Source organism: Pleionea litopenaei (genome assembly GCF_031198435.1).
Lineage (GTDB): Bacteria > Pseudomonadota > Gammaproteobacteria > Enterobacterales > Kangiellaceae > Pleionea > Pleionea litopenaei.
In genome coordinates, this window is sequence record NZ_CP133548.1 from 520,568 (window position 1) to 541,706 (window position 21,139).

Sequence of the window (21,139 nt, forward strand, 5' to 3'; positions counted from 1 at the left end):
TGAGAGGATAAGAGCATGCAACGACAGTTTTTTACCATTAACGGAAACTCTCAAAAGTTAGATGGTGGAGCCATGTTTGGTAATGCTCCCAAAGGCATGTGGGAAAAATGGGTTGAAGTCGACGAGCTTAATCGAATTGACCTTTGTTGCCGCGCTTTACTGATTAAAGAAGACAACCGCAATATTTTATTGGAAACCGGCATTGGCGCATTTTTTGAACCTAAGTTCAAAGAGCGCTTTGGGGTGGTTGAGAGTCAGCACGTATTACTCGACTCGTTAGAAAGTGCCGGAGTCAGCCATCAAGACATTGATATTGTTGTTTTGTCCCACCTGCATTTTGATCATGCTGGCGGTTTGCTGACGGCTTATCAAGAAGGACAAGAACCGGAGTTATTGTTCCCAAATGCCGAGTTCGTTGTGAGCAAACCCCACTGGGAACGCGCGAATCAACCTCACTTTCGCGATCGGGCATCGTTTTTACCTCAGCTTAATCAATTATTAGAAAAGAGTGGTCGTTTGCATCTCGTAGAGGGTGAAACGTGCGATTTATTGGGCCCCGATTATCGCTTTCACTGGAGCGATGGTCATACACCCGGAATGATGTTAACCGAAGTTAAGACCGAACACGGTCCAATGGTATTTGCAGCGGATTTGATTCCTGGAGCCCCTTGGGTGCATTTGCCAATCACTATGGGCTATGATCGTTATCCTGAACATCTCATCGAAGAAAAATCGCAACTTTTGGACGATCTGGTGAGTCGAGGTGGCTGGTTGTATTTTACCCATGACAGTAAGACTGCGTGTGCAAAAGTGTCTAAAAATGAAAAAGGCCGCTTTACCGTTGAGGAAGCTCAAGAGCATTTAAACGGTTGGCATTAAGATATCTGCCTTGCGGAATTTTTAACTTGGTGTAAAGTTTAGTAAAGGGCAATCATAGGGGCTTTTCATGTATAAAGACATGTATTATCACGATGATCTAGAAAACCTGTCCGAAGAAATTGTTTTCGAACAAATCCATGAGATCATTCAAGAAGGCGAGGTCGATTTCAGTCAATCTGAAGTGGCGATTCAAGATATTGCTGCCATAGCCTTGAATAATATGCCGGCAAAATACGTCAGTAATTTTTTAGAAAAGCAGAACCCCGGCCCGAACTTACTTGAAGAAGTAAAGGATTTGAGAAAGTACGCGCGTCGTCAGGTGCTGAAAGCGATTAAAAAAGTTAACGAAAATCCACACGATTAATGAAGTCAGAACCTTTCCAGACACACAAGGTTAGCTTGTGTGGTGTCAATTGTTATATTGAAGAACGTCGCCCGAAAAAACAAGGTTTGTCCAAATCATCGAGCGAGCTTTCTGATCAAGCCGACATTCCAAACGATAGCCGTGCAACCAGGACTCCCATTTTATTTTTACACGGTTGGCTCGATAACTCTGAAAGTTTTCATTTTTTATACGAACATTTCTCTAACCACTGGATTTATTCTTTAGACTTTCCCGGGCATGGTCGATCGGATCATTTACCAGAAGGAATGGCCTATCATTTTCTCGATCTCGTTTATGTCATACAAGACGCTATAAAGCACTTTAATTGGGATAAAGTCATTATTGTTGGGCATTCAATGGGGGGAGCGGCTGCGACCTTGTTTTCTTCATTGTCGGACCAAGTAGAAAAGTTGATATTGATTGAAGCATTAGGACCATTAACGGTTTCTCCTAATCAAACACTTGAGTTAATGCAACGTTCGATTAAGCAGCGTAGTAGTCAGCAAAATAAACAGCGGCGAATTTTCGATTCTATTGAGCAAGCAGTGATTGCCAGAGCGGAACACTCAGAATTGGCACCAGAGCTCGTTCGGCCGATGGTAGAGAGAGGCATTGAAGCCGTTGAGCAAGGTGTTCGATGGTCTAGTGATCCAAGACTTCGCATATCAAGTATCAATCGCCTCACTGAAACGCAATTAGAACCTTTAATGTCACAAATCTTACAGCCGGTTTTATTGATAGAAGCCAAGCAAGGACTATTTAGTCAAAATGCACTTATTCAGGCGCGTAAAAGCCACTTTAAACAATTAGAGATTGTAGAACTCGACGGTGGGCATCATGTTCATTTAGAGCATCCTCAACGCGTCGCAAGCGCGATGATTCAGTTTTTATCAACCGAATAACTGGTTAATCAAACTTGTTGGGCAGCTAAGCTAAAATGTTCGCCAACAATTGTTTGACATGATCAGGCTCAAAGGGCTTATCACAAATTGCCGAAACACCCACTTGCTCAATGTTATTTAGCACAGCGCGGTTTTGCTCGCTCGTCACCATAAGCACTGGAATGTGAGCAACTTTATTGTCACTACGAACATACTCGACTAAAGCCTTACCATCCATTTCTGGCATATTGTAATCAGACACTATTAAGTCAAAGTCGGCATTATCTTGTAAGAGGTTCATTGCTGCTTTGCCGTCAGCCGCTTCGGTTATTTGCTCGATTCCCAAACCATTCAAAGTTTTAATAATAAACTTTCTGGCCAATGCGCTATCGTCGACCACCAATACGCGCAGTCGAGTTGGATCATAATTAGCTAACTCAAGTTCGTCTGGCTCGAGAAAGTGAAGGGTATTTCTAAGTGCGGTATTCAAGGCGGCAGAATCAAAAGGCTTAGGCAAGATAGCGACAACGCCTGCTTGTTTAATAGGATCGATTCTACCGAAGCGGACTTCACTGGAGATCAACATAAAGGGAATATTGGTTTGTTCGCTGTGTTCTCGGATATGGCTGATCAGCTCTAAAGCCGTCATATCTTCAAAATACATGCTGCTGATCACAAGGTCTGGGGGAAGTTTGCTCAGTTGTTCAATCGCTTCTTTTCCGGAGCCAACACAATCGACTTTGTCGATGCCTGCAGCAGCTAAGTTTTGTAGTATTATTTTTTGCTGAGTGACCGAGGGTTCTACCAGCAAAATAGTCAGATCTTGTATTTGTAAGTTTGACACTAAGGGTTACCTAACCAACCATCAATCATTAAGGTTATAGTTTAGGTTATGCTGTGAATCTTGCCACTGGCGTTAAATCTGATTATTTATCGGTCAAATATGCAGTTCTCAGCAAAAAATTGGTCGGACAAGTGCTTTTCTAAAAGCGGCGCAACTGATAGCATTGCCAGTCACGCCAAAATTACAATAATGCTAAATAAAGCACGCTACTTGAAACACAGGAGAGGCAGATGGAAAAAGTCTGGTTGAACAGCTATCCAGAAGGGGTTGATGCAGAGGTCGATCTCGAGCAGTATGAGTCGATAGTTGATATTTTCAACGAGAGCATAGAACGATTTTCTGACAAACCAGCATTTACCAATTTAGGTAAAACGCTTTCGTTCGCCGATCTTGACCGTGAAACGGCAAAATTTGCCAGCTACCTTCAGCACTCTCTTGGGCTACCAAAAGGCTCTCGCGTCGCGATAATGATGCCAAATCTGCTGCAATATCCGATCGCTATTTTCGGTGCTTTGCGAGCAGGGATGACGGTGGTGAATGTTAATCCACTGTACACTCCACGTGAACTCAAGCATCAATTAAACGACTCACAATCGACCACCATTGTGATTGTTGAAAACTTTGCACATACCCTCGACGAAATCATTAGTGAAACGTCGGTTAAAAACGTTGTTCTTACCGAAATTGGCGACTGTTGTGGTTGGTTTAAGCGCACACTCGTCAATTTTGTGGTTAAAAAGATCAAGAAAATGGTACCAGAACATAATTTAACCAATTATGAGCGTTTTAACCGAGCGTTAGAGTTAGGCAGTCAAAAAGAATTTCATCCAGTGGGCGTGACGCGTGACGATATTGCTTTCTTGCAATATACCGGCGGTACAACCGGAGTCGCCAAGGGCGCTATTTTGCTGCATAGCAATATGGTGGCTAATATTCAGCAGGCTTCAACCTGGTTAAAGCCACTGATCAAAGAGGGCAACGAAATTATCATAACGGCGTTGCCGCTCTATCATATATTTTCGTTAACCGCTAATTGCATGACGTTCATGAAATACGGTGGTTTAAATGTGTTAATTACGAATCCACGCGATATGCCTGGTTTTGTTAAGGAGCTCAATAATTACAAATTCACGGCCATTACTGGGGTAAATACTTTATTTAATGGATTGCTAAATACGCCTGGATTTGATGCCGTTGATTTTTCTAGTTTAAAAATGACGTTAGGCGGCGGAATGGCTGTTCAAGAAGCGGTGGCTAAACGTTGGCAAAAAGTTACTGGCACACCATTGCTTGAAGCTTATGGATTAACGGAAACCGCTCCCGCAGTGACTATAAACCCAATGAATCTTACAGAGTACAACGGCACCATAGGGCTTCCTGTACCTTCAACGGATGTTGAAATTAGAGATGAACAGGGTAAAGCACTTAGTTTTAATGAAGCGGGTGAGCTTTGGGTTAAAGGTCCGCAAGTGATGGCCGGGTATCTTGGGCGTCCTGAAGAAACGAACAAAGTTATCAAAGATGGTTGGCTGTCTACCGGTGATATAGCCATGATCAACGACGAAGGCTTTTTAAAGATCGTTGACCGTAAAAAGGATATGATTTTAGTATCGGGGTTTAATGTGTATCCTAACGAAATTGAAGATGTCGTTGCTTCACATCCCGGTGTGCTTGAAGTCGCCGCTGTTGGCGTTCCTTCAGAGTCGAGTGGAGAAATCGTTAAAATATTCGTGGTGAAGAAAGACGCCGCAGTAACCGAAGACGATCTAATCAAGTTCTGTCGTGAAAATCTAACCGGCTATAAAGTCCCTAAATTAGTAGAGTTTCGTGACGAGTTACCTAAATCCAATGTAGGCAAAATTTTACGTCGCGAATTACGCGATGAAGATTCGGCTGCTAAAAGCTAGAAAATAGTACACTTGAGCCGATTTCATTGGATTAATGACACAACTCAGTTAACGCCATTGGTAGAACATTGGCGAAAGCTCGGTTGTGTCTTTGTCGATACGGAGTTCCATCGAGAGCGTACCTTTTATCCATTGTTGGCGCTGATTCAACTGTCCGATGGAACTCAAAATTACCTAATAGAACCTAAGATCGCTAAGCAATGCGACGCCTTTGTTGAGCTGTTGTCAGACAGTAACATCCGTAAAGTTTTTCATTCTGCATCTGAAGATTGTGAAGTTTTATATCGATTTTTTGGTGTTCCTATGCAAGGATTATTCGACACTCAGATAGCCGGTTCATTTATCGGACTGGGAGTCAGTATAGGTTATGCCGCGATGGTTGAGTCGCTTTGTGACGTATCCTTAGCTAAAGGTTGGTCGCGCTCAGATTGGATGCAAAGACCACTTACCGAGCAGCAACTGAATTATGCCGTAGATGATGTTGAGTACCTTGCTAGCGCTTATGTGAAATTGATCGATCGATTAAAAGAAAAGCCTGAATTAGCGTCGTGGATTGAACAAGATTGCGCGGCATTAGAGTCTAGAGTCGATGCTTTAGATAACATGGATGAGGCATACCTTGATGTTAAAAATGCTTGGAAACTGAACAAAGCTCAGTTAATTCGCCTCTACCATCTAAGTCTGTGGCGAGAGCATGAAGCGCGTGATCGAGACCTTCCGAAAACCTTCATTTTAAAAAATGATGAACTATTTGAGCTGTCACGATTAGGCCTGACCGATAAACAACAGTTACCCTTTATCGATAAGTGGCACCCAGCATCGCGACGTCGACATGGCAAAGCGTTAATTGACGTTTTGATAGATGTTGAGCAGTCTGGTGACTTGCCTGAGAACTTTATAGCGCCTCTAAGTCCTAAGTTTTGGCAAGCCCAAACACAATCGATGCAAGTCGCTCGAGATGGTATCGAGTCCGTTGCAACGACTTTAGGTTTGGAGTCGGAAGTGCTTTGCAGTAAAAAGCTACTTCGTCAGTATGTATCTCACCTTCTTGGTAAGCGGCCTCGGCTACCAAGAGCATGGACAAAAATGCGCGAGCAGAATCTAGGACCTGTGATAAGATCAGCGTTTGAAAAATCGTCTTAGGCGATTTACGTTCTCATTTTAATTCTTGGTAGTTCGATCATGTTGTGTTTTATTTATCGGAGTCCTAAAAAGGACGAAATGTATTTGTATTTGCCAAAGCGCGATGATTTTAGCTCAGTACCTGAAGCGCTGTTAAAAGTGTTTGGGCAACCTGAGTTTGCGTTGCAGTTGAATTTAGCCAAACGCGACAAGCTGGCCCGTGAAGACATTGAAGAGGTCAAAGCGAAGATTCAAGAGCAAGGCTTTTATTTGCAAATGCCGCCGGTGATTGAATCTCTGTTACCGAGTCGAGATCATTAATATGTATGAGTTTCGCTCCTCGATAAAGGCAATCCAGCAACTGACGCCAGGTAAAATTGTGTGCGTCGGAAGAAATTACGCCGAACATGCCAAAGAACTCGGTAATGACGTTCCGAGCCAGCCAGTCTTGTTTATGAAACCCAAGTCTGCGTTGTGCGATTGGGCGTCAGGCTTTTCTGTGCCGAATGGTCGCGGAGAATGCCACCACGAGTTAGAGCTAGCCGTTGTGATCACTAAATCTTTGAAAAATGCGAATAGCTCGGAGTGTCAACAGGCGATCGGGGGAATGGCTTTAGCCTTAGATTTAACCTTGCGACAAGTGCAAAGTGAGCTTAAACAAAAAGGTTTACCGTGGGAGTTAGCCAAAGCGTTTGATGGCGCTTGTCCTGTCTCTGAGTGGATCCAGCCAGTATCCGACTGGTCTAGTCTATCGCTGGAATTATCGGTAAATCAGCAAGTCAGGCAATCTGGCAACACTTCGCAGATGATTTGGCCGACATTAGAGCTGTTATCAACAATATCACAATATTTTACGCTAGAGCCCGGCGATATCGTGTTAACCGGTACTCCAGCTGGAGTCGCACCTCTCGTCGAAGGTGATCGCGTGGTTGGGCAACTTGGTCAATTATTAACGGTTACGGGAGTTGTTAGTCGTGACTGAGCCTTTCTGGAAGACCACCCCATTAGAAGAGATGACCGAAGAGCAGTGGGAATCACTGTGTGATGGTTGTGGGAAATGCTGTGTTTACAAAATCGAAGACGATGACGGCGAGTTATACCAAACGGACGTTTGTTGCCAATATTTCGACCAAAATACCTGCTGTTGTGGCGATTATGCGAATCGCTTTCAACTGGTGCCTGATTGCATTCAAGTGACACCTGAAGGTGCTCGGAACTATGAATGGCTACCGAATACCTGTGCCTACAAGTTGCTCGCAAAAGGGCGCGATTTACCCGACTGGCATCCACTGGTGACTGGAGACTCCGAGTCTGTTCATCAAGCCAATCGCTCAGCTCGTCGCAAAGTCATATCTGAAAAGGTTGCAGGTCCGCTTGAAGATCACGTAATAGCCATTGTTTTGCTTGATGATCCTGAATCGGATCCTTTGTCAGAGATTGATTCAGAAGAGGGCTGATCGAATCTTTAGCTGGTCGAGCAATCTAGCTGTGACTCAGTTAAAGCAATTTATTGATATTTAAGCTAAACTTCTGAAACTATAACTAAATATAGACGTTTGGTCAGAATATGGGCTTATTTGAATCCACTCTTCAAGTTGGTGCGCAGGTCACGAAAAAGCTTTTTCTTAAGGTCATGATTCGATGTCGAGAAAAGGCTCGGGTCAGTGGTTCCTTTAAAGCGGCAAATCTTCTAATAGCCTTTCTAGCGGTACTGTCAGTACCTGTGTTTGCACAACAAGGCCCGCAAAAGCCTTCCGATGTACGGCTACTGATCGATATTTCTGGAAGCATGAAGCAGAATGATCCCAATAATCTAAGAATTCCCGCATTGAGAATGGTGACAAACTTGATGCCGAAAGGCTCAGAAGCGGGTGTTTGGGCGTTTGGTCGGTACGTAAATATGTTGGTTCCGATAAAAACAGTGGATCAACAATGGCAAGACAGTGCTTCGGCGGCGGCTGGAAAAATAAATTCAGCAGGCCTTTTCACCAATATTGGTGACGCGATGGCCAAATCGAGCTGGGATTGGAACCGCCCGTCGGATAGCGAAACACGAAGTATGATTCTGTTGACCGATGGTATGGTCGATATCTCAAAGGATGCGGCGAAAAACGCGGCCGAACGGAAACGAATTTTGCAAGATATCCTTCCTCGTTTGAAGGCCGCGGGCGTTACTATTCATACGATTGCCTTATCCGAGCAGGCCGACAAGGAGTTATTACAAACACTTTCAAATCAAACCGATGGTTGGTTTCAAGCGGTCAGCAATGCCGACGAATTACAAAAGGTGTTTTTAAAGATTTTTGAGCAAGCGACACCGCGTGATTCACTGCCGTTAGAAAACAACCAATTTAAGGTTGATAACAGTATCGAAGAAATGACGCTGTTGGTTTTTCGTGAAGCGGGTAGCCAAAAAGCAGAGTTAATTGCACCAACTGCGGAGACGATTCGCTCAGATTCTAGTCGCGGCAATGTACGCTGGTTTTCGAGTAACACCTACGACTTGGTAACCATTACTAATCCTCAGCCAGGGGATTGGCAAATTAACGCCGCGATTGACCCAGATAACCGAGTGATGGTGGTGAGCAAGCTTGGTCTGAAAGTTGATGATGTTCCAAATAACGTTTTAGCGAAAGAACAAATTAATTATCAAGTTCAATTGTTAGAAGAGGGCAAGGTAATTACCAAGCCGGATTTTCTCGACCTTGTCGATGCAAACTTGCAAACTGAATATCAAGGAGCGAAAGCTAACACACCTTTATTGAAAGAGGCCGCGTCAGGAACCTTTAAGCAGGTATTTTACTCCGGAGAAAAAGATGGCGTTTTGCAAATCAAGTTAGTGGTTAAAAGTCCAACTTTTGAAAGAAGCCGTACCCATGCGATTAATATCTATGGCAATCCGGTTCAAGCTGATTTACAAATGAGTTATGTGGAGAATGAGCCCCATCAGATCCACTTGCGGATTATTGACGATATTGTGAATCCAGATTCTTTAAATATATCAGGACAAGTGACGTATCCTGATGAAACCACTCAGTTTGTGGCGATTGATAATTGGAACAAGAATCAAACCATTGCAGTAAAGAATTTTCCGAAAGGTGGGGATTACCGTGTTAATCTCACCGCAAAAGGCGAGTCACCTACAGGACGAGCTTTTAAAACAGAACTATCAGAAATAGCCTTTACCGCGGAACCATTGCCAGGATATGAGCCGGTTGTGGAGACTCCAAAAGAAGAGTTGAAGCCTGAACCTGAGCCGAAACAAGAGACTCCGCCCGAACCTGAGGTCACTGAGCCTGAGCAGGAAGAGAAAAAGCCAGAACCAGAACCAGAATCGGAACAGAAGAAAGAAGAACCTTTAGTCGAGGAACAATTAACCGAACCAGAAGAAGAGCCGGTGAATTGGACACTTTGGTTATCCGTTGGGTTTGGAGGAAACCTCCTATTGTTAGGACTAGGGTGGTATATTTGGCGATTAGTCAGAAAAAAATCACAGCAAAACTCCGATCTTATGACACAAGAGTTATTTGCTGAAAACGATTCGGCCGAGGAAAAAGAATAATGAACGAATCATTTTTACCCTGGATATTAATGATTGAAATCATTTTGCCATTTATTGTTTTGGCAATGATATTGTTGGTTGTGCTGGTTCGTAGTAAGTCTCGATTAAAAGAGTCAATGCGCGAGTTGATTATTAATGTAAAAGATAACGAAGCGGTCAATAAAGAATCGGTACAACGTTTTCTGCACGAAAAACTCGGTTTCGCAGAGAGCGAGGTCGATAAATTATCTGCAGAGATTATCAAAGAACGTAAATTCTTTTTCCGTACCTTTGTTAGCAGTATTCTAAATAAAGACATTGAAAATTTAGCGCTCCTTGATGAAGAGCTTTCACGCATCACCGAGCGCTACCATGGACTTGCAGTTTCGAATAAGGGTGCAGCCGCCGAATCACCGGTTGAAGAATCGACAATGAGTGACTCTCTGTTACAGAGTGATTTGGAAGCAAAGCTTGCAGAAATTGAAGAGCTAAAAGAAAAAAATAAAAGTTTGAAGCAAGAAGTGCATGTGACTTTGACGACATTGAACAATATTTTTGCCGAATACTCCTCGATGTTTGGTGAAGAAGTGGTTAAGAAAGACATGTCCGTAGAGCAGATTTTAACCGCTATGGAATCCTTCTCTGGCAGTAAATCAGAAGAAAGCTTCGATAAGCCCGAGCCGTTGGAGGCCAATGCACAAGAAGACACCGATACCGTCGATGATCTTGAGTTAAATGAAGAGGAAGAAAAGGAAGAAAAAACACGTTCACCGCTCGATGATATGGAATTAGAAGATGTCGCATCAAGCGACGGAGAAGATCCGAGTTGGGAAGATGCGTTTGCTGAATCAGGCGATGAAATGGAGAAAGATCCCGATTAATTTATGTACTGAAAATCCCTAAGTTGACGGTTATTTGTGCTCAATTGTTCGTATCCTAAACAATTTTAAAAAAACCTAACTTTTTTTAAAAAAGTTTGTTGACAGTGAAAAGGCTCATACGTATTATACGCCCACCTCGCAAGGGGTACCAACGCGGAGCGGTAGTTCAGCTGGTTAGAATACCGGCCTGTCACGCCGGGGGTCGCGGGTTCGAGTCCCGTCCGCTCCGCCATTTTTCTCTCTGTTTTCCCAGTTTTATCCGGTCGTTCGACCAAGCGTTAACTAAACACTCATCAACAATTGAATAACCAAAGCCAAAGAAAGAACCACTGAATTATCGCAGTTAAGGCGTCTATTTTTAATTTGAATCCAATAGATCAAGTTGAATCCAATAGATCTAGTTGAATCCAATAGAGCTTGTGATTTCTAAACGCTCTCGATACCTTAGCCCTCAGATACCGAGGTCATTTGTACACCTTGATCAGAAGCAGTATCACTGAATACTGGCTTGAAGCCGTGAGTTGTAACATCGAGATGTCGCACACTTTACATTCTAGTCGCCGTAAATTCTTTGCTTAGACGTTTATCGACATGCATTGGACGAACGTGTCTGAGAGCAAGCGATTTAAATCTCGATTGTAATTTCGCTTAATAGCTAACCAAAGCGCTCGTAAGAGTCGGTTTTAGCGAAATATGCGCGCTTTTAATGCGAATCGTCTAAATTCCCTGTTATGGATACTCTGACCACCGCTTGATTCGCCATTTCTTCACAATTAATTGCTAATACGTTCTTGATATCTTGTTGATTTTGCGCGAGTATTTACCCTATCGGATCGCTGACTAATTACGAGAGAATTATTATGAAAAGACTGGCGGTAGCAATCATTCATGGAATGAGTACAGAAGATCAACATTTTTCTGTAGAGCTGAAGCATCGTATTATCGAAGAATATGTGTCTGGTGGTGAAGGCCGCTTAGAAGATGACCTGATGTTTAAGGAAATTTATTGGGCAGATGCCATCAAAGATGAGTTGTCAGAATTCTACAATGCCATCAATTATAAAAACGACTTGGCCTATGAAAACACTCGTAAGATGTTTATTGATTACTTAGGTTCTGGACTGGCTTATCATCAAGGTTCTCGTTTGTATGAGAAAGTTCAAAATCGAGTAGCTGACTCACTACGAGAGTTCGCAGGTCATCGTCGAGTGAAAGAAGATAAAACGCCTTTGGTCGTTTTAGCCCATTCTTTTGGTTCGATCATCATGCAAGACTATATTCGCAATCAAGCCAAAGACTCAGCGGGCAAGTCTAGTTTTGAAGCGATGAAAAACATGGTCGGCTTTATTACCTTTGGTAGTCCACTAGCGATTTATGTTAGACATCATGAAGAGCTTCATTCTCCAGTGCCGGTTGCTGGCAGTAATTTACCTGAAGACTTCGCAGAGAGAGCTAAGTGGCTTAATTTTTACGATAAAGACGATATTGTTGCGTACCCGTTAAAAGGCATCAATGATGCCTATAACAAAGCCGTCGATAATGATTTTGAAATTAATGTTGGGAATCCAGCAACATCTTGGAATCCTGCGTGCCATAACGGATATTGGGAAGACAAAGATTTCATTAAGCCGGTCGCGAAATTTCTAGCCGATGTATTACAACCCCACGAAATTTGGGATTAGTAACCGAGCTCGTTTACCGAAGCCTGTTTGCTTGCAAGCAGGCTTTTTTTATTCTTAAAATATTTTATCTGTATAAAAACTCATTTTATGTCGTTAAATCACTCAGTAGATATTTTCTCTCTGCCGACTCGGTCGGTTGGTAAAGCTCTTGGATTGGCTCGAAACATCAGCCGATTAAAGAAACAACAAAAGACGACGACTGAACTTGAGAGTAAACTTAAAATACTACTTGAAACGTCCTCTAATAATTTAGCTTCTAGACGACAAAAAGCGCCAAAAGTTAGTTTTCCTGACGCGTTACCTGTTAGTCAAAAAGCAGACGAAATTAAAAAACTGATCATCAATAACCAAGTCGTTGTGTTAGCAGGTGAAACGGGTAGTGGTAAAACTACGCAGTTACCTAAGATTTGTTTAGATGCTGGCTTCGGAAGTCGAGGTTTGATCGGTCACACTCAACCTCGTCGAGTAGCAGCAACCTCGGTTGCAGCGAGAATTGCAGAAGAAATCGGTTGTGAATTGGGTAGTCATGTAGGTGCTGCCGTACGATTTTTCGATAAGACATCTCCCGATGGTTACATCAAAGTAATGACTGACGGTATCCTATTATCAGAGATACAGAAAGATCCATTATTGACTCAGTACGAAGTTATTATTATTGATGAAGCGCACGAACGCAGCATCAATATCGATTTCTTACTGGGTTTGCTAAAACCTTTGCTGAAAAAACGTAAAGATTTACGCTTAATCATAACGTCGGCAACCATCGATTTAGAACGCTTTTCTCAATTTTTTGATTCAGCGCCAATTTATACCGTTGAAGGCCGTACCTTTCCGGTTACTATTGAATATTGTCCCCCGTCACCTGATGAAGTTCCTCATGGCGAAGACCCTCAGTTATGGCAGATTAATTATGCCGTTTTAGAAGCCATTAAGACCGGGCCAGGCGATATTTTAATTTTCTTACCCGGTGAAGGTGAAATAAGACAAACGACTAAACGTCTAAGACAGCTTAACTTAGCACAGACTACCATCTTACCGCTGTACGCTCGTTTAAGTATTGCCGAACAACAAAAAGTATTTCGCTCTATCCATGGTCGCAAAATTGTATTGGCGACAAATGTTGCAGAGACGTCTTTAACGGTACCGGGTATTCGTTATGTGATCGATCCAGGTACCGCGAGAATTAGCCGCTTTAGTATGCGCAGCAAAATTCAACGCTTGCAGGTTGAAAAGGTTTCTCAAGCTAGTGCCAATCAGCGCGCCGGGCGTTGTGGACGTGTTTCGGCTGGTATCTGTTATCGACTGTACAGTGAAGAAGATTATTTAGGGCGTTCAGAGTTTACCTTGCCAGAAATTAAGCGAACTAATTTAGCTTCAGTTATTCTTCAAATGAAGGTTATGGGCATTAGAGAGCCTGAAAAATTTCCTTTTATTGAAAATGCCGATGAAAGGCATTGGCGAGACGGGCAAACGCTTCTTTTCGAACTTGGCGCAGTCGATACTCAATTTGATTTAACCGATATTGGTAAGAAAATAGCTAGGTTACCAGTCGACCCAAAATTAGCCGTTATGTTGGTTTCCGGAGAGCAACAAGCGCTTAATGAAATGCTAGTCATTGCAAGCTTGTACAGTGTTCGTGATCCAAGAGAGCGTCCTCATGCTAAAGCGCAAAAAGCAGACGCTGCACATGCCCAGTGGAATGATAAAAAATCTGACTTTGCGACATTCTTAAATATGTGGCGAGAGTTACATCAGCAGCAAGAAGATTTGTCGAATCGCGAGTTTAAAGAATATTGCCACAATAACTTTATCAATTTTGTGGCCTGGCTAGACTGGAGAAACACTTATCGTCAATTAAAGCGGTTGATGTTAAATGAAGGATACAAAGTTCATGGGCAATCGGCTGATTATGAGTCAGTGCATCGTTCCTTACTGCCAGCTTTGTTAACCAATATATTGACCAAAACAAATGAAGTTCACTATCAAGGCGCGAGAAATACAAAAGTATTTATCCATCCTTCGTCGGTCAATTTTAAGAATAAATCGGCGTGGTTAGTGAGTGCTGAATTGATGGAAACTGGAAAACTTTATGCCAGAGCTACTGCACCAATTGAGCCAGATTGGATCGAAGATATCGCTGAGCATTTAGCAAAACTTAGTTATTTAGACGTACATTGGCGCAAAAAGAAAGGTGAGGCTTGTGCTTATTTGCAAAAGTCTTTATTCGGGTTGATTTATGTCTCTGGTCGCTTAGTCGGGTATAGCGATGTGGAGCCTGAACTAAGCCGCCAGTGGCTTATTGAAAAAGGTCTCATCGATGGTGACTTGGTGTGTAAGATGCCGTTTTTTTCAGCCAATCAAAAACTACTGGATCAATATCGTGAAGAAGAGACTCGTCAAAGACGCACCGACATTATTAAAAGTGAAGAAGAACTGGTCGAGTTTTTTAACTCGCGAATACCCAAGTCCATTTGCAACTTAAAACAACTAGAGCGTTGGGTAAAGAAGCAATGGAAAGAAAGAAATAACCTACTTATGCTCTCGGAATCAGATTTACTAAATCCAACTGCAGATCTTGATCCCTTAGCTTTTCCGCAGCATTTTTCAATACGCGGAAGTGAATTGACACTTGAGTACCGGTTTGAGCCAGGACATAAAGATGATGGTGTGTCTATATGTATTCCTGTCGGAATGCTCAAGCAGTTCACGGCGGAAGATTTTGAGTGGCTTGTGCCTGGGTTATTACAAGAGAAAATTCTGTGTTCAATTAAAGCGCTTCCAAAAGCTATTCGTAAAAACTTCATTCCAGCGCCAGATTATGCCGAGGCTATTTATCAAGAGATGTCAGGTCGTTTTGGTGAGGGTAGTTTTTACCAAATGTTAGCAGACAAGCTTTACCATATGTCAGGCAAAGCAATTGAACCCGATGCATGGGATGACGTGGAGCTTCCTGCTCATTTGGTTCCGAATTTCAAGGTTTATGACGAGGCTAAAAAGCCCATTGCTCGAGGTCGAGATTTAGTGTTACTGCAAGAGCAGTTAGGAGCGAAGATAAAACAGGCATTGGCTCGTCCTATGATAAGCGAGCAAGTTAAAAAAAGAGAGCCACAGCATGAAAGCTTAAAAGAATGGCCAGAGAACTTTAAGTTTTCGATAGAAACCAAACAACAAAGTAAGCAGCAAAATATGACTATTTTGAGGGCTTTTAAAGACACTGGCACACAGATAGAAATTATCGGCGCAGAATCCTTGTATCAAGCGGTAGTGACTCATCAGCGAGGAATTTGTAGGTTGATTTTGATAGCCTTAGAAAATAAAAAGAAATATTTTGTTCGCTCTTGGCAGAAACGAAACGAACTGACTAAACTAGCGACGTTTTTTACCGCTTACTCTAATTTAGTTGACGACCTAGCCCTAGCGGTGATTAAGAATAATCTTCCAAGCAAACCAATCGAGTCAGCTGAAAACTTTCAAGTTACCTGTGAACAGGTTGATGAAATCTTTACAGAACAAATGAATGAGTCGTTAACTTTGGTGTTACAGCTTTTACGCAAGACGAACAAAATTCGCAAAAGAGTCTACGAGTCTGTTGAACCGAGGTTTCTGCAGTCTTACCTAGACATCCGCGAGCAGCTAGAACAACTGTGGTATCCTGGATGTTTGTACGCGAACGGGGTAAAACGCCTCAATGACTACACGCGTTATTTAAACGGATTAGACAAGCGTTTAGAGCGAATGGAGGTAAACTTTCCTAAAGAAGCTGAAAGTCTAAGAGCTTATCAAGCCATTGCTAATCGGGTTAAGAAGTTACCGCCTTCGATACATAATCAAGCCTATACAGAGGCCTTGGATAAAATAGATTGGATGCTGCAAGAATATCGAGTTTCATTGTTTGCTCAAGAAGTCAAAACAGCGTTTCCAATATCTGAAAAAAGAATTGAAAAACAAATGCTTAACCTTAAAACTTTATAACTATGTTTAAGTTTCTACGCTAACTTTATTACCAAAAAGTGCTAAGCACATCGCAAAAACGGTTATTTTTTGTGCGAACTTAAGTCAAGTTTTCTATACTTACTAAGTGGTAAGCAAATTAATTAGCTGAGGGTGCGGTACAGTCTAATGAAAAGCGTTGGTCTATCAATTCATATTGCGGGTGTCATTCTTCTTGTTTTGGCGATCGTTTGCCTGTCTAGTACCCATTGCAACGCTGATCAGTTATCCAAAGAGAACTATTTTAAACCACAATCAGATTACAGCACTGCTGTAAAAATCTCACAAGACCAGATAAATCGATATTTATTGAATCGATACGGTGTGACTTTCTCAGTCGACGGAGGAAGTGCTCCTGGTGATTTTAGTTGGCTTGAAAGTCATCAGTTGGAGTATGGGCCAGTTGATCACTGGGTAGCAGTCTCGATGAACCGAGTTTTGTCAGCTCCATCTTCAAGTTTAAAGCAATCGCTGTCGGTACGCTTCACCGTAAAGGGTTACAGCCTTTTCGAAAATTACCAAGGTCAAAATCAATTCTTTTCACTGGAACGAGCGCGGTTACGCGAATTGCGTAAACCACGCGTGCTATTCTCGGTTACTCAGCGGTTTTAACCATCGCATCTTTTTCTCGATAATGATCAAACCAAAGTGCGGTTGCTCCAGCTACAGCGACCGGCATCACTAATAAATTCACGACAGGAATCATAGTGAAGAGGGTGACCATACCGCCAAACCCTAACGGCCCCATTTTTCTAGCTTTCAACTTATCCAACATAGTTTGGAAAGGGACCTTATGGTTGTCCATTGGATAATCAACGTATTGAATGGCCATCATCCAGGCACTGAATACTATCCAGATTATTGGGGCGATTAAGTTGACCACCGGAATTAGGAATAATAGTAGGCAAATCAAGGCTCTAGGTATCCAATATTTCAGTTTTGCCCATTCTCGCCCAAGAATTCGCGGTAAGTCTTTGATGACTTCAGAGAAGGGAGTGTTTTGCTCGCTAAAGTTTCCCGATAGGTGTCGCTCTACGGCTTCAGAGAGCAGGCCGTTAAATGGTGCAGCGAGCCAATTGGCAATCATGGCGAAGAAATAGAAGACGGCAATAAATACCAGTATTAACAGGAGTGGCCAAATTAGCCAGCCAAACCAGTCTATAAAAGTCTGTACCCAGCCCCATGACCAGTTATAAAACTCGTCTTTCCAGATAAGTAATTGATTAAAAAGCCAAATACTTGCTGTCGTTAAGAGAATTAAATTGATAGTGAGAGGCAAAATTACAAAATGTCGCACACCTTTTAGTTTGATTAACGACCAGCCTTTGCTGAAATATTGCACTCCACTGAAATGACTTTGATCCATATGGTAATTTTCTTTCTATTTTTTGAAACAATAGTGTGTTTCAGAGTTGAAATAATTTAAACTATCCGGCTAAATTTTGATAAAACTATAACGATTTACCGAGCAGTTTTCCTTAAGCTGCCCAATTGTAAATCGAATTTAATAAGATTTCAGGGTTATGCGCTTAAAACAAATAAAATTAGCTGGATTTAAGTCATTCGTCGATCCTACGGTAGTGCCATTTCCACAAAATCTAACAGCAATTGTTGGACCTAATGGGTGTGGTAAATCTAACCTCATTGATGCTGTTCGATGGGTAATGGGGGAGTCGAGCGCGAAGCATCTTCGTGGAGACTCGATGACGGATGTTATTTTCAACGGGTCGACGGCGCGTAAACCGGTTGGGCAAGCCAGTATTGAACTAGTTTTTGACAATAGTGAAGGAAAGCTTGTCGGCGAGTATGCGCAGTACGCTGAAATTTCTGTTCGTCGAACAGTAACCCGAGATGGTCAATCTGCCTATTTTTTGAACGGAACTAAGTGTCGTCGGAAAGATATTACCGATATTTTCTTGGGCACCGGGTTAGGACCTCGATCCTATGCCATTATTGAGCAAGGAATGATATCGAGGTTAATTGAATCCAAGCCTGCCGAATTACGAATCTTCATCGAAGAAGCCGCGGGTATCTCTAAGTACAAAGAACGCCGCAGAGAAACGGAAAATCGAATTCGCCACACGCGAGAAAACCTAGAGCGTCTTGAAGATATTCGAGAAGAACTTGGTAAACAGCTGGCTCATTTGCAGCGCCAAGCGACGGCGGCTATGAAATACAAAGAGTTTAAAGCCGAAGAACGAGAGTTAAAATCTCAGTTATCGGTGTTGCGCTGGCAACGTTTCAATCAGCAAATGACCGAGTTCGATACTTTAATTGGTCAACTAGAAACAGAGCTTGAATCTAGAATCGCTGAGCAACGAAGAGCCGATGCCGATATTGAACAAACTCGTGATATGCATGTTGAATTGAGCGATGCATTCAACGAAGTGCAAGGTCGTTTTTACGGTATCGGCGCCGACATTGCTCGCCTTGAACAGTCAATAAAGCACTCTTCTGAACGTCGAACGCAACTGCAAGAAGACATTCATAGTGCAGAAGCTTCACTTCGCCACTTAACCGAACAGAAACTTAGTGATGAATCGCGAATCGAAGAGCTTAAAGCTGAATTGATGGAAGCCGAACCAGAGTTGGAGCTTAATCAAGAATCGGTTGAAACCGCCAATGAAACGCTGATGCAGCTAGAAGAGGCCATGAACGCTTGGCAACAAGATTGGGATAAATTTAATCAAGATGCATCGGGTAATACCCAAAAACTCGAAGTCGAGAAAACTCGAATTCAATCACTTGAAGCGCACTTGACTCGACTTAACGCGCGACTTGACACCATGGACCGTGAGTTGGCCGGGCTAGAATCTGAGCCAATGGAAGATGCGGTGACGCAAGCTGCTGCAGAATTATCAAAAGTTGAGCTCGAAGCAGCAACGCTTACCGAAGTGGTTGATGAGTCGGTTGAGGCGATCAATTCACTGCGTGAAGAACGCCGAGAAAAAAGTCAAAAAAATCGATGCTGTGCGTCGAGAAGTCCAACAAATGAACGGTCGAAAAGTTTCTCTTGAAGCGTTACAAAGCGCCGCTCTTGGAAATGAAAATAAGAACACCAAACAATGGTTAGAGCAAACGGGTTTAATTAACCAGTCGCGTTTAGTCGAGAAGCTATCGGTCGACTCGGGTTGGGAAAAGGCGGTAGAAACTGTTTTAGGTGACACGTTACAAGCCGTTCTTGTTGATGACTTTTCATTAGCACAAGATTTAAACGATCTTCAAGAAGGTCAATTAGTATTTTATAAAAACGGGCATCCTCAAGCTAGCGATGGAGAAAGTCTGGAAGCGAAAGTCAGAGCGCCTGTCGATCTAACCGGGCTATTATCTAACATCACCGCGGTTGAAACGTTAGAGCAAGCTGTTGCTTTACAAAATAGTTTATCGAACACACAAAGCGTTGTGACGAAAGATGGCTTGTGGTTAGGTAAAGACTGGATCAAAGTCGCTCGGTTATCAGACAGTCAAGCAGGGTTAGTTGAGCGAGAAGCTGAGTTAAAAGAGTTGGTCGTCAATTTAGAGCAGAAAGAAATGTTGCTCGAAGAGCTCGAAGAGAATGAGCAAGAACTGCGTGATCGAATTAGAGATTTAGAGAACAGCTGGGAACAAAAACAACGCGAGTTGAAAGAAGTTAATAAACGCTACAGTGAACTTAGAGCGAGAGTTGGAAGCCAACAAGCAAAACTTGAGCAAACACAGCAGCGCATCGAAAAACTGCGAAAAGAAAAAGCCGAAGCCGTCAGACAAATGCAAGATGATGAAAAAGCAATGTCTACGAGTCGAGCCCTCATTCAAGAGCTCGTTGAACACCTTGCAAAAGATACCGACGAAAAAGAAGAGCTAAGTCTAAAACGAGAAGAAATTAAAAACCAACTAGAGCAAGCTCGAAATCGTTCTCGCGATGCTAAAGATGTGGCGCATAAATTAGCATTAAGAGTTGAGTCGTTACGAACTGAAGTGAATTCAGCTCAAAATAACTTTCAACGTATGGACCAACAGTTAACTCAACTACAACACCGGAAAGTTGAACTAGAGAGCCAGCTAAGTAACTTAAGTGAACCAGGTGACGATCAAAAGATTGAGTTAGAAGAAGCATTAGAGAAGCGCTTGTTAGTTGAAGAAGAGTTAAAAGTTGCGCGAGAAAAAGTGACCGAAGCAGACAATAACCTTCGTTCATTTGATAAAAAACGAATGGAAGCAGAGCAAGCAGCTCAAGCCATTCGAAGTCGTTTAGAGCGCGCAAGAATGGAATGGCAAGAGTGTAAAACTCGACAAAATACTCAAGCGGAATCGTTGGCTGAAGATGACCTATCAATTGACAGTATTGCTGAGAATATGCCTGAAGAGGCAAATGAGCACGAGTGGCAAGAACGAATTGAAAATATTGGCGGTAAAATTCAGCGACTGGGCGCTATCAACCTTGCTGCAATTGATGAACATAAACAACAAGAAGAGCGCAAAGTTTATTTAGATTCGCAGCACGACGATTTAGCCGAAGCCTTAGAAACATTAGAAGCAGCCATTCGAAAAATTGATAAAGAAACCCGAACACGCTTTAAGGAAACCTTCGATAGAATAAACTCCGGCCTCAAAGAACTGTTTCCAAAAGTTTTCGGTGGAGGTCATGCCTACCTTGAGTTGACCGGTGAAGACTTACTTGATACGGGGGTTGCTGTTATGGCTCGGCCTCCGGGTAAAAGAAATTCTACGATACATTTATTATCTGGTGGAGAAAAAGCACTTACAGCAATCGCGTTGGTCTTTTCAATATTCCAGTTAAATCCTGCTCCGTTTTGTATGCTCGATGAGGTTGATGCTCCGTTAGATGATGCAAACGTCAGTCGTTTCTGTAACCTCGTAAAGAGTATGTCAGAGAAAGTGCAGTTTATTTATATCTCTCACAATAAAGTTGCCATGGAAATGGCGCATCAATTAGCTGGGGTAACCATGCAAGAGCCTGGTGTATCTCGTCTAGTTGCTGTCGATATTGATGAGGCCGCTGCGATGGCAGCATTGTAATAGGAGTA

Annotated in this window: 17 protein-coding genes and 1 tRNA gene; 16 read left to right on the plus strand and 2 right to left on the minus strand. The window is 42.6% G+C overall.

The window, feature by feature from the left end; genetic code table 11:
• Nucleotides 1-15 precede the first annotated feature (15 nt).
• The 3 genes from Q9312_RS02300 (at nucleotide 16) to Q9312_RS02310 (ending at nucleotide 2,166) form a co-directional block, all read left to right on the plus strand.
• A complete protein-coding gene (locus Q9312_RS02300; protein ID WP_309202921.1) occupies nucleotides 16-879 on the plus strand; it encodes an MBL fold metallo-hydrolase in 864 nt (287 codons plus the stop codon).
• 67 nt (nucleotides 880-946) lie between these two features.
• A complete protein-coding gene (locus Q9312_RS02305) occupies nucleotides 947-1,243 on the plus strand; it encodes a late competence development ComFB family protein (protein WP_309202922.1) in 297 nt (98 codons plus the stop codon).
• Nucleotides 1,243-2,166 carry an alpha/beta fold hydrolase gene (locus tag Q9312_RS02310; RefSeq protein WP_309202923.1) on the plus strand — a complete coding sequence of 308 codons (924 nt, stop codon included), beginning with the start codon at nucleotides 1,243-1,245 and terminating at the stop codon, nucleotides 2,164-2,166. The genes Q9312_RS02305 and Q9312_RS02310 overlap by 1 nt, the downstream gene beginning before the upstream one ends.
• 25 nt (nucleotides 2,167-2,191) lie before the next feature.
• On the opposite strand, the gene Q9312_RS02315 is transcribed toward Q9312_RS02310, so the two are convergent.
• The gene (locus tag Q9312_RS02315; protein ID WP_309202924.1) at nucleotides 2,192-2,989 is read right to left on the minus strand and encodes a response regulator; all 798 of its coding nucleotides are present in this window, start codon (nucleotides 2,987-2,989) and stop codon (nucleotides 2,192-2,194) included.
• Nucleotides 2,990-3,219: 230 nt separating this feature from the next.
• Between Q9312_RS02315 and fadD the strand changes: the two genes are divergently transcribed.
• From fadD to Q9312_RS02370, 11 genes are all read left to right on the plus strand, one after another.
• Nucleotides 3,220-4,896 (plus strand): long-chain-fatty-acid--CoA ligase FadD, encoded by a 1,677-nt coding sequence (fadD, locus tag Q9312_RS02320; protein ID WP_309202925.1) that lies wholly within the window; start codon nucleotides 3,220-3,222, stop codon nucleotides 4,894-4,896.
• A gap of 12 nt (nucleotides 4,897-4,908) precedes the next feature.
• Nucleotides 4,909-6,039, plus strand: coding sequence for a ribonuclease D (rnd, locus tag Q9312_RS02325; RefSeq protein WP_309202926.1), 1,131 nt, complete (start codon nucleotides 4,909-4,911; stop codon nucleotides 6,037-6,039).
• 39 nt (nucleotides 6,040-6,078) lie between these two features.
• Nucleotides 6,079-6,339: a YcgL domain-containing protein gene (locus Q9312_RS02330; protein ID WP_309202927.1), complete on the plus strand. Its 261-nt coding sequence runs from the start codon at nucleotides 6,079-6,081 to the stop codon at nucleotides 6,337-6,339.
• A gap of 1 nt (nucleotide 6,340) precedes the next feature.
• Nucleotides 6,341-7,000 carry a fumarylacetoacetate hydrolase family protein gene (locus Q9312_RS02335; protein ID WP_309202928.1) on the plus strand — a complete coding sequence of 220 codons (660 nt, stop codon included), beginning with the start codon at nucleotides 6,341-6,343 and terminating at the stop codon, nucleotides 6,998-7,000.
• Entirely contained in the window at nucleotides 6,993-7,475 is a 483-nt protein-coding gene (locus Q9312_RS02340) for a YcgN family cysteine cluster protein (protein ID WP_309202929.1), read from the plus strand. Before Q9312_RS02335 ends, Q9312_RS02340 begins: the two co-directional genes overlap by 8 nt.
• A 110-nt stretch (nucleotides 7,476-7,585) precedes the next feature.
• On the plus strand, nucleotides 7,586-9,580 hold the full coding sequence (locus tag Q9312_RS02345) for a vWA domain-containing protein (protein ID WP_309202930.1): 1,995 nt from the start codon (nucleotides 7,586-7,588) through the stop codon (nucleotides 9,578-9,580).
• Nucleotides 9,580-10,440: a hypothetical protein gene (locus Q9312_RS02350; protein WP_309202931.1), complete on the plus strand. Its 861-nt coding sequence runs from the start codon at nucleotides 9,580-9,582 to the stop codon at nucleotides 10,438-10,440. The genes Q9312_RS02345 and Q9312_RS02350 overlap by 1 nt, the downstream gene beginning before the upstream one ends.
• Before the next feature lie 155 nt (nucleotides 10,441-10,595).
• A tRNA-Asp gene (locus tag Q9312_RS02355) sits at nucleotides 10,596-10,672 on the plus strand.
• A gap of 628 nt (nucleotides 10,673-11,300) precedes the next feature.
• Nucleotides 11,301-12,122 carry a hypothetical protein gene (locus tag Q9312_RS02360; RefSeq protein ID WP_309202932.1) on the plus strand — a complete coding sequence of 274 codons (822 nt, stop codon included), beginning with the start codon at nucleotides 11,301-11,303 and terminating at the stop codon, nucleotides 12,120-12,122.
• 87 nt (nucleotides 12,123-12,209) lie between these two features.
• On the plus strand, nucleotides 12,210-16,094 hold the full coding sequence (gene hrpA / locus Q9312_RS02365; RefSeq protein ID WP_309202933.1) for an ATP-dependent RNA helicase HrpA: 3,885 nt from the start codon (nucleotides 12,210-12,212) through the stop codon (nucleotides 16,092-16,094).
• Nucleotides 16,095-16,241: 147 nt separating this feature from the next.
• Nucleotides 16,242-16,724: a hypothetical protein gene (locus tag Q9312_RS02370; RefSeq protein WP_309202934.1), complete on the plus strand. Its 483-nt coding sequence runs from the start codon at nucleotides 16,242-16,244 to the stop codon at nucleotides 16,722-16,724.
• On the opposite strand, the gene cysZ is transcribed toward Q9312_RS02370, so the two are convergent.
• Nucleotides 16,708-17,478, minus strand: a complete 771-nt coding sequence (gene cysZ / locus Q9312_RS02375; RefSeq protein WP_309202935.1) for a sulfate transporter CysZ — start codon at nucleotides 17,476-17,478, stop codon at nucleotides 16,708-16,710. The genes Q9312_RS02370 and cysZ overlap by 17 nt on opposite strands.
• Before the next feature lie 157 nt (nucleotides 17,479-17,635).
• Here cysZ and Q9312_RS02380 point away from each other — a divergent pair, with 157 nt between their 5' ends.
• Both Q9312_RS02380 and Q9312_RS02385 read left to right on the plus strand, forming a co-directional pair.
• Entirely contained in the window at nucleotides 17,636-19,129 is a 1,494-nt protein-coding gene (locus tag Q9312_RS02380; RefSeq protein ID WP_309202936.1) for a chromosome segregation SMC family protein, read from the plus strand.
• The gene (locus Q9312_RS02385; RefSeq protein ID WP_309202937.1) at nucleotides 19,104-21,131 is read left to right on the plus strand and encodes a coiled-coil domain-containing protein; all 2,028 of its coding nucleotides are present in this window, start codon (nucleotides 19,104-19,106) and stop codon (nucleotides 21,129-21,131) included. Before Q9312_RS02380 ends, Q9312_RS02385 begins: the two co-directional genes overlap by 26 nt.
• Nucleotides 21,132-21,139: the final 8 nt, after the last annotated feature.

What these genes read in the sequence shown, in the direction of transcription:
- Q9312_RS02300 (WP_309202921.1), top strand. Translation starts at nt 16, where the DNA reads ATGCAACGACAGTTTTTTACCATTAACGGAAACTCTCAAAAGTTAGAT.
- Q9312_RS02305 (WP_309202922.1), top strand. Translation starts at nt 947, where the DNA reads ATGTATAAAGACATGTATTATCACGATGATCTAGAAAACCTGTCCGAA.
- Q9312_RS02310 (WP_309202923.1), top strand. Translation starts at nt 1,243, where the DNA reads ATGAAGTCAGAACCTTTCCAGACACACAAGGTTAGCTTGTGTGGTGTC.
- fadD (WP_309202925.1), top strand. Translation starts at nt 3,220, where the DNA reads ATGGAAAAAGTCTGGTTGAACAGCTATCCAGAAGGGGTTGATGCAGAG.
- Q9312_RS02330 (WP_309202927.1), top strand. Translation starts at nt 6,079, where the DNA reads ATGTTGTGTTTTATTTATCGGAGTCCTAAAAAGGACGAAATGTATTTG.
- Q9312_RS02335 (WP_309202928.1), top strand. Translation starts at nt 6,341, where the DNA reads ATGTATGAGTTTCGCTCCTCGATAAAGGCAATCCAGCAACTGACGCCA.
- Q9312_RS02345 (WP_309202930.1), top strand. Translation starts at nt 7,586, where the DNA reads ATGGGCTTATTTGAATCCACTCTTCAAGTTGGTGCGCAGGTCACGAAA.
- Q9312_RS02350 (WP_309202931.1), top strand. Translation starts at nt 9,580, where the DNA reads ATGAACGAATCATTTTTACCCTGGATATTAATGATTGAAATCATTTTG.
- Q9312_RS02360 (WP_309202932.1), top strand. Translation starts at nt 11,301, where the DNA reads ATGAAAAGACTGGCGGTAGCAATCATTCATGGAATGAGTACAGAAGAT.
- hrpA (WP_309202933.1), top strand. Translation starts at nt 12,210, where the DNA reads ATGTCGTTAAATCACTCAGTAGATATTTTCTCTCTGCCGACTCGGTCG.
- Q9312_RS02370 (WP_309202934.1), top strand. Translation starts at nt 16,242, where the DNA reads ATGAAAAGCGTTGGTCTATCAATTCATATTGCGGGTGTCATTCTTCTT.
- cysZ (WP_309202935.1), bottom strand. Translation starts at nt 17,478, where the DNA reads ATGGATCAAAGTCATTTCAGTGGAGTGCAATATTTCAGCAAAGGCTGG.
- Q9312_RS02380 (WP_309202936.1), top strand. Translation starts at nt 17,636, where the DNA reads ATGCGCTTAAAACAAATAAAATTAGCTGGATTTAAGTCATTCGTCGAT.
- Q9312_RS02385 (WP_309202937.1), top strand. Translation starts at nt 19,104, where the DNA reads ATGAACGGTCGAAAAGTTTCTCTTGAAGCGTTACAAAGCGCCGCTCTT.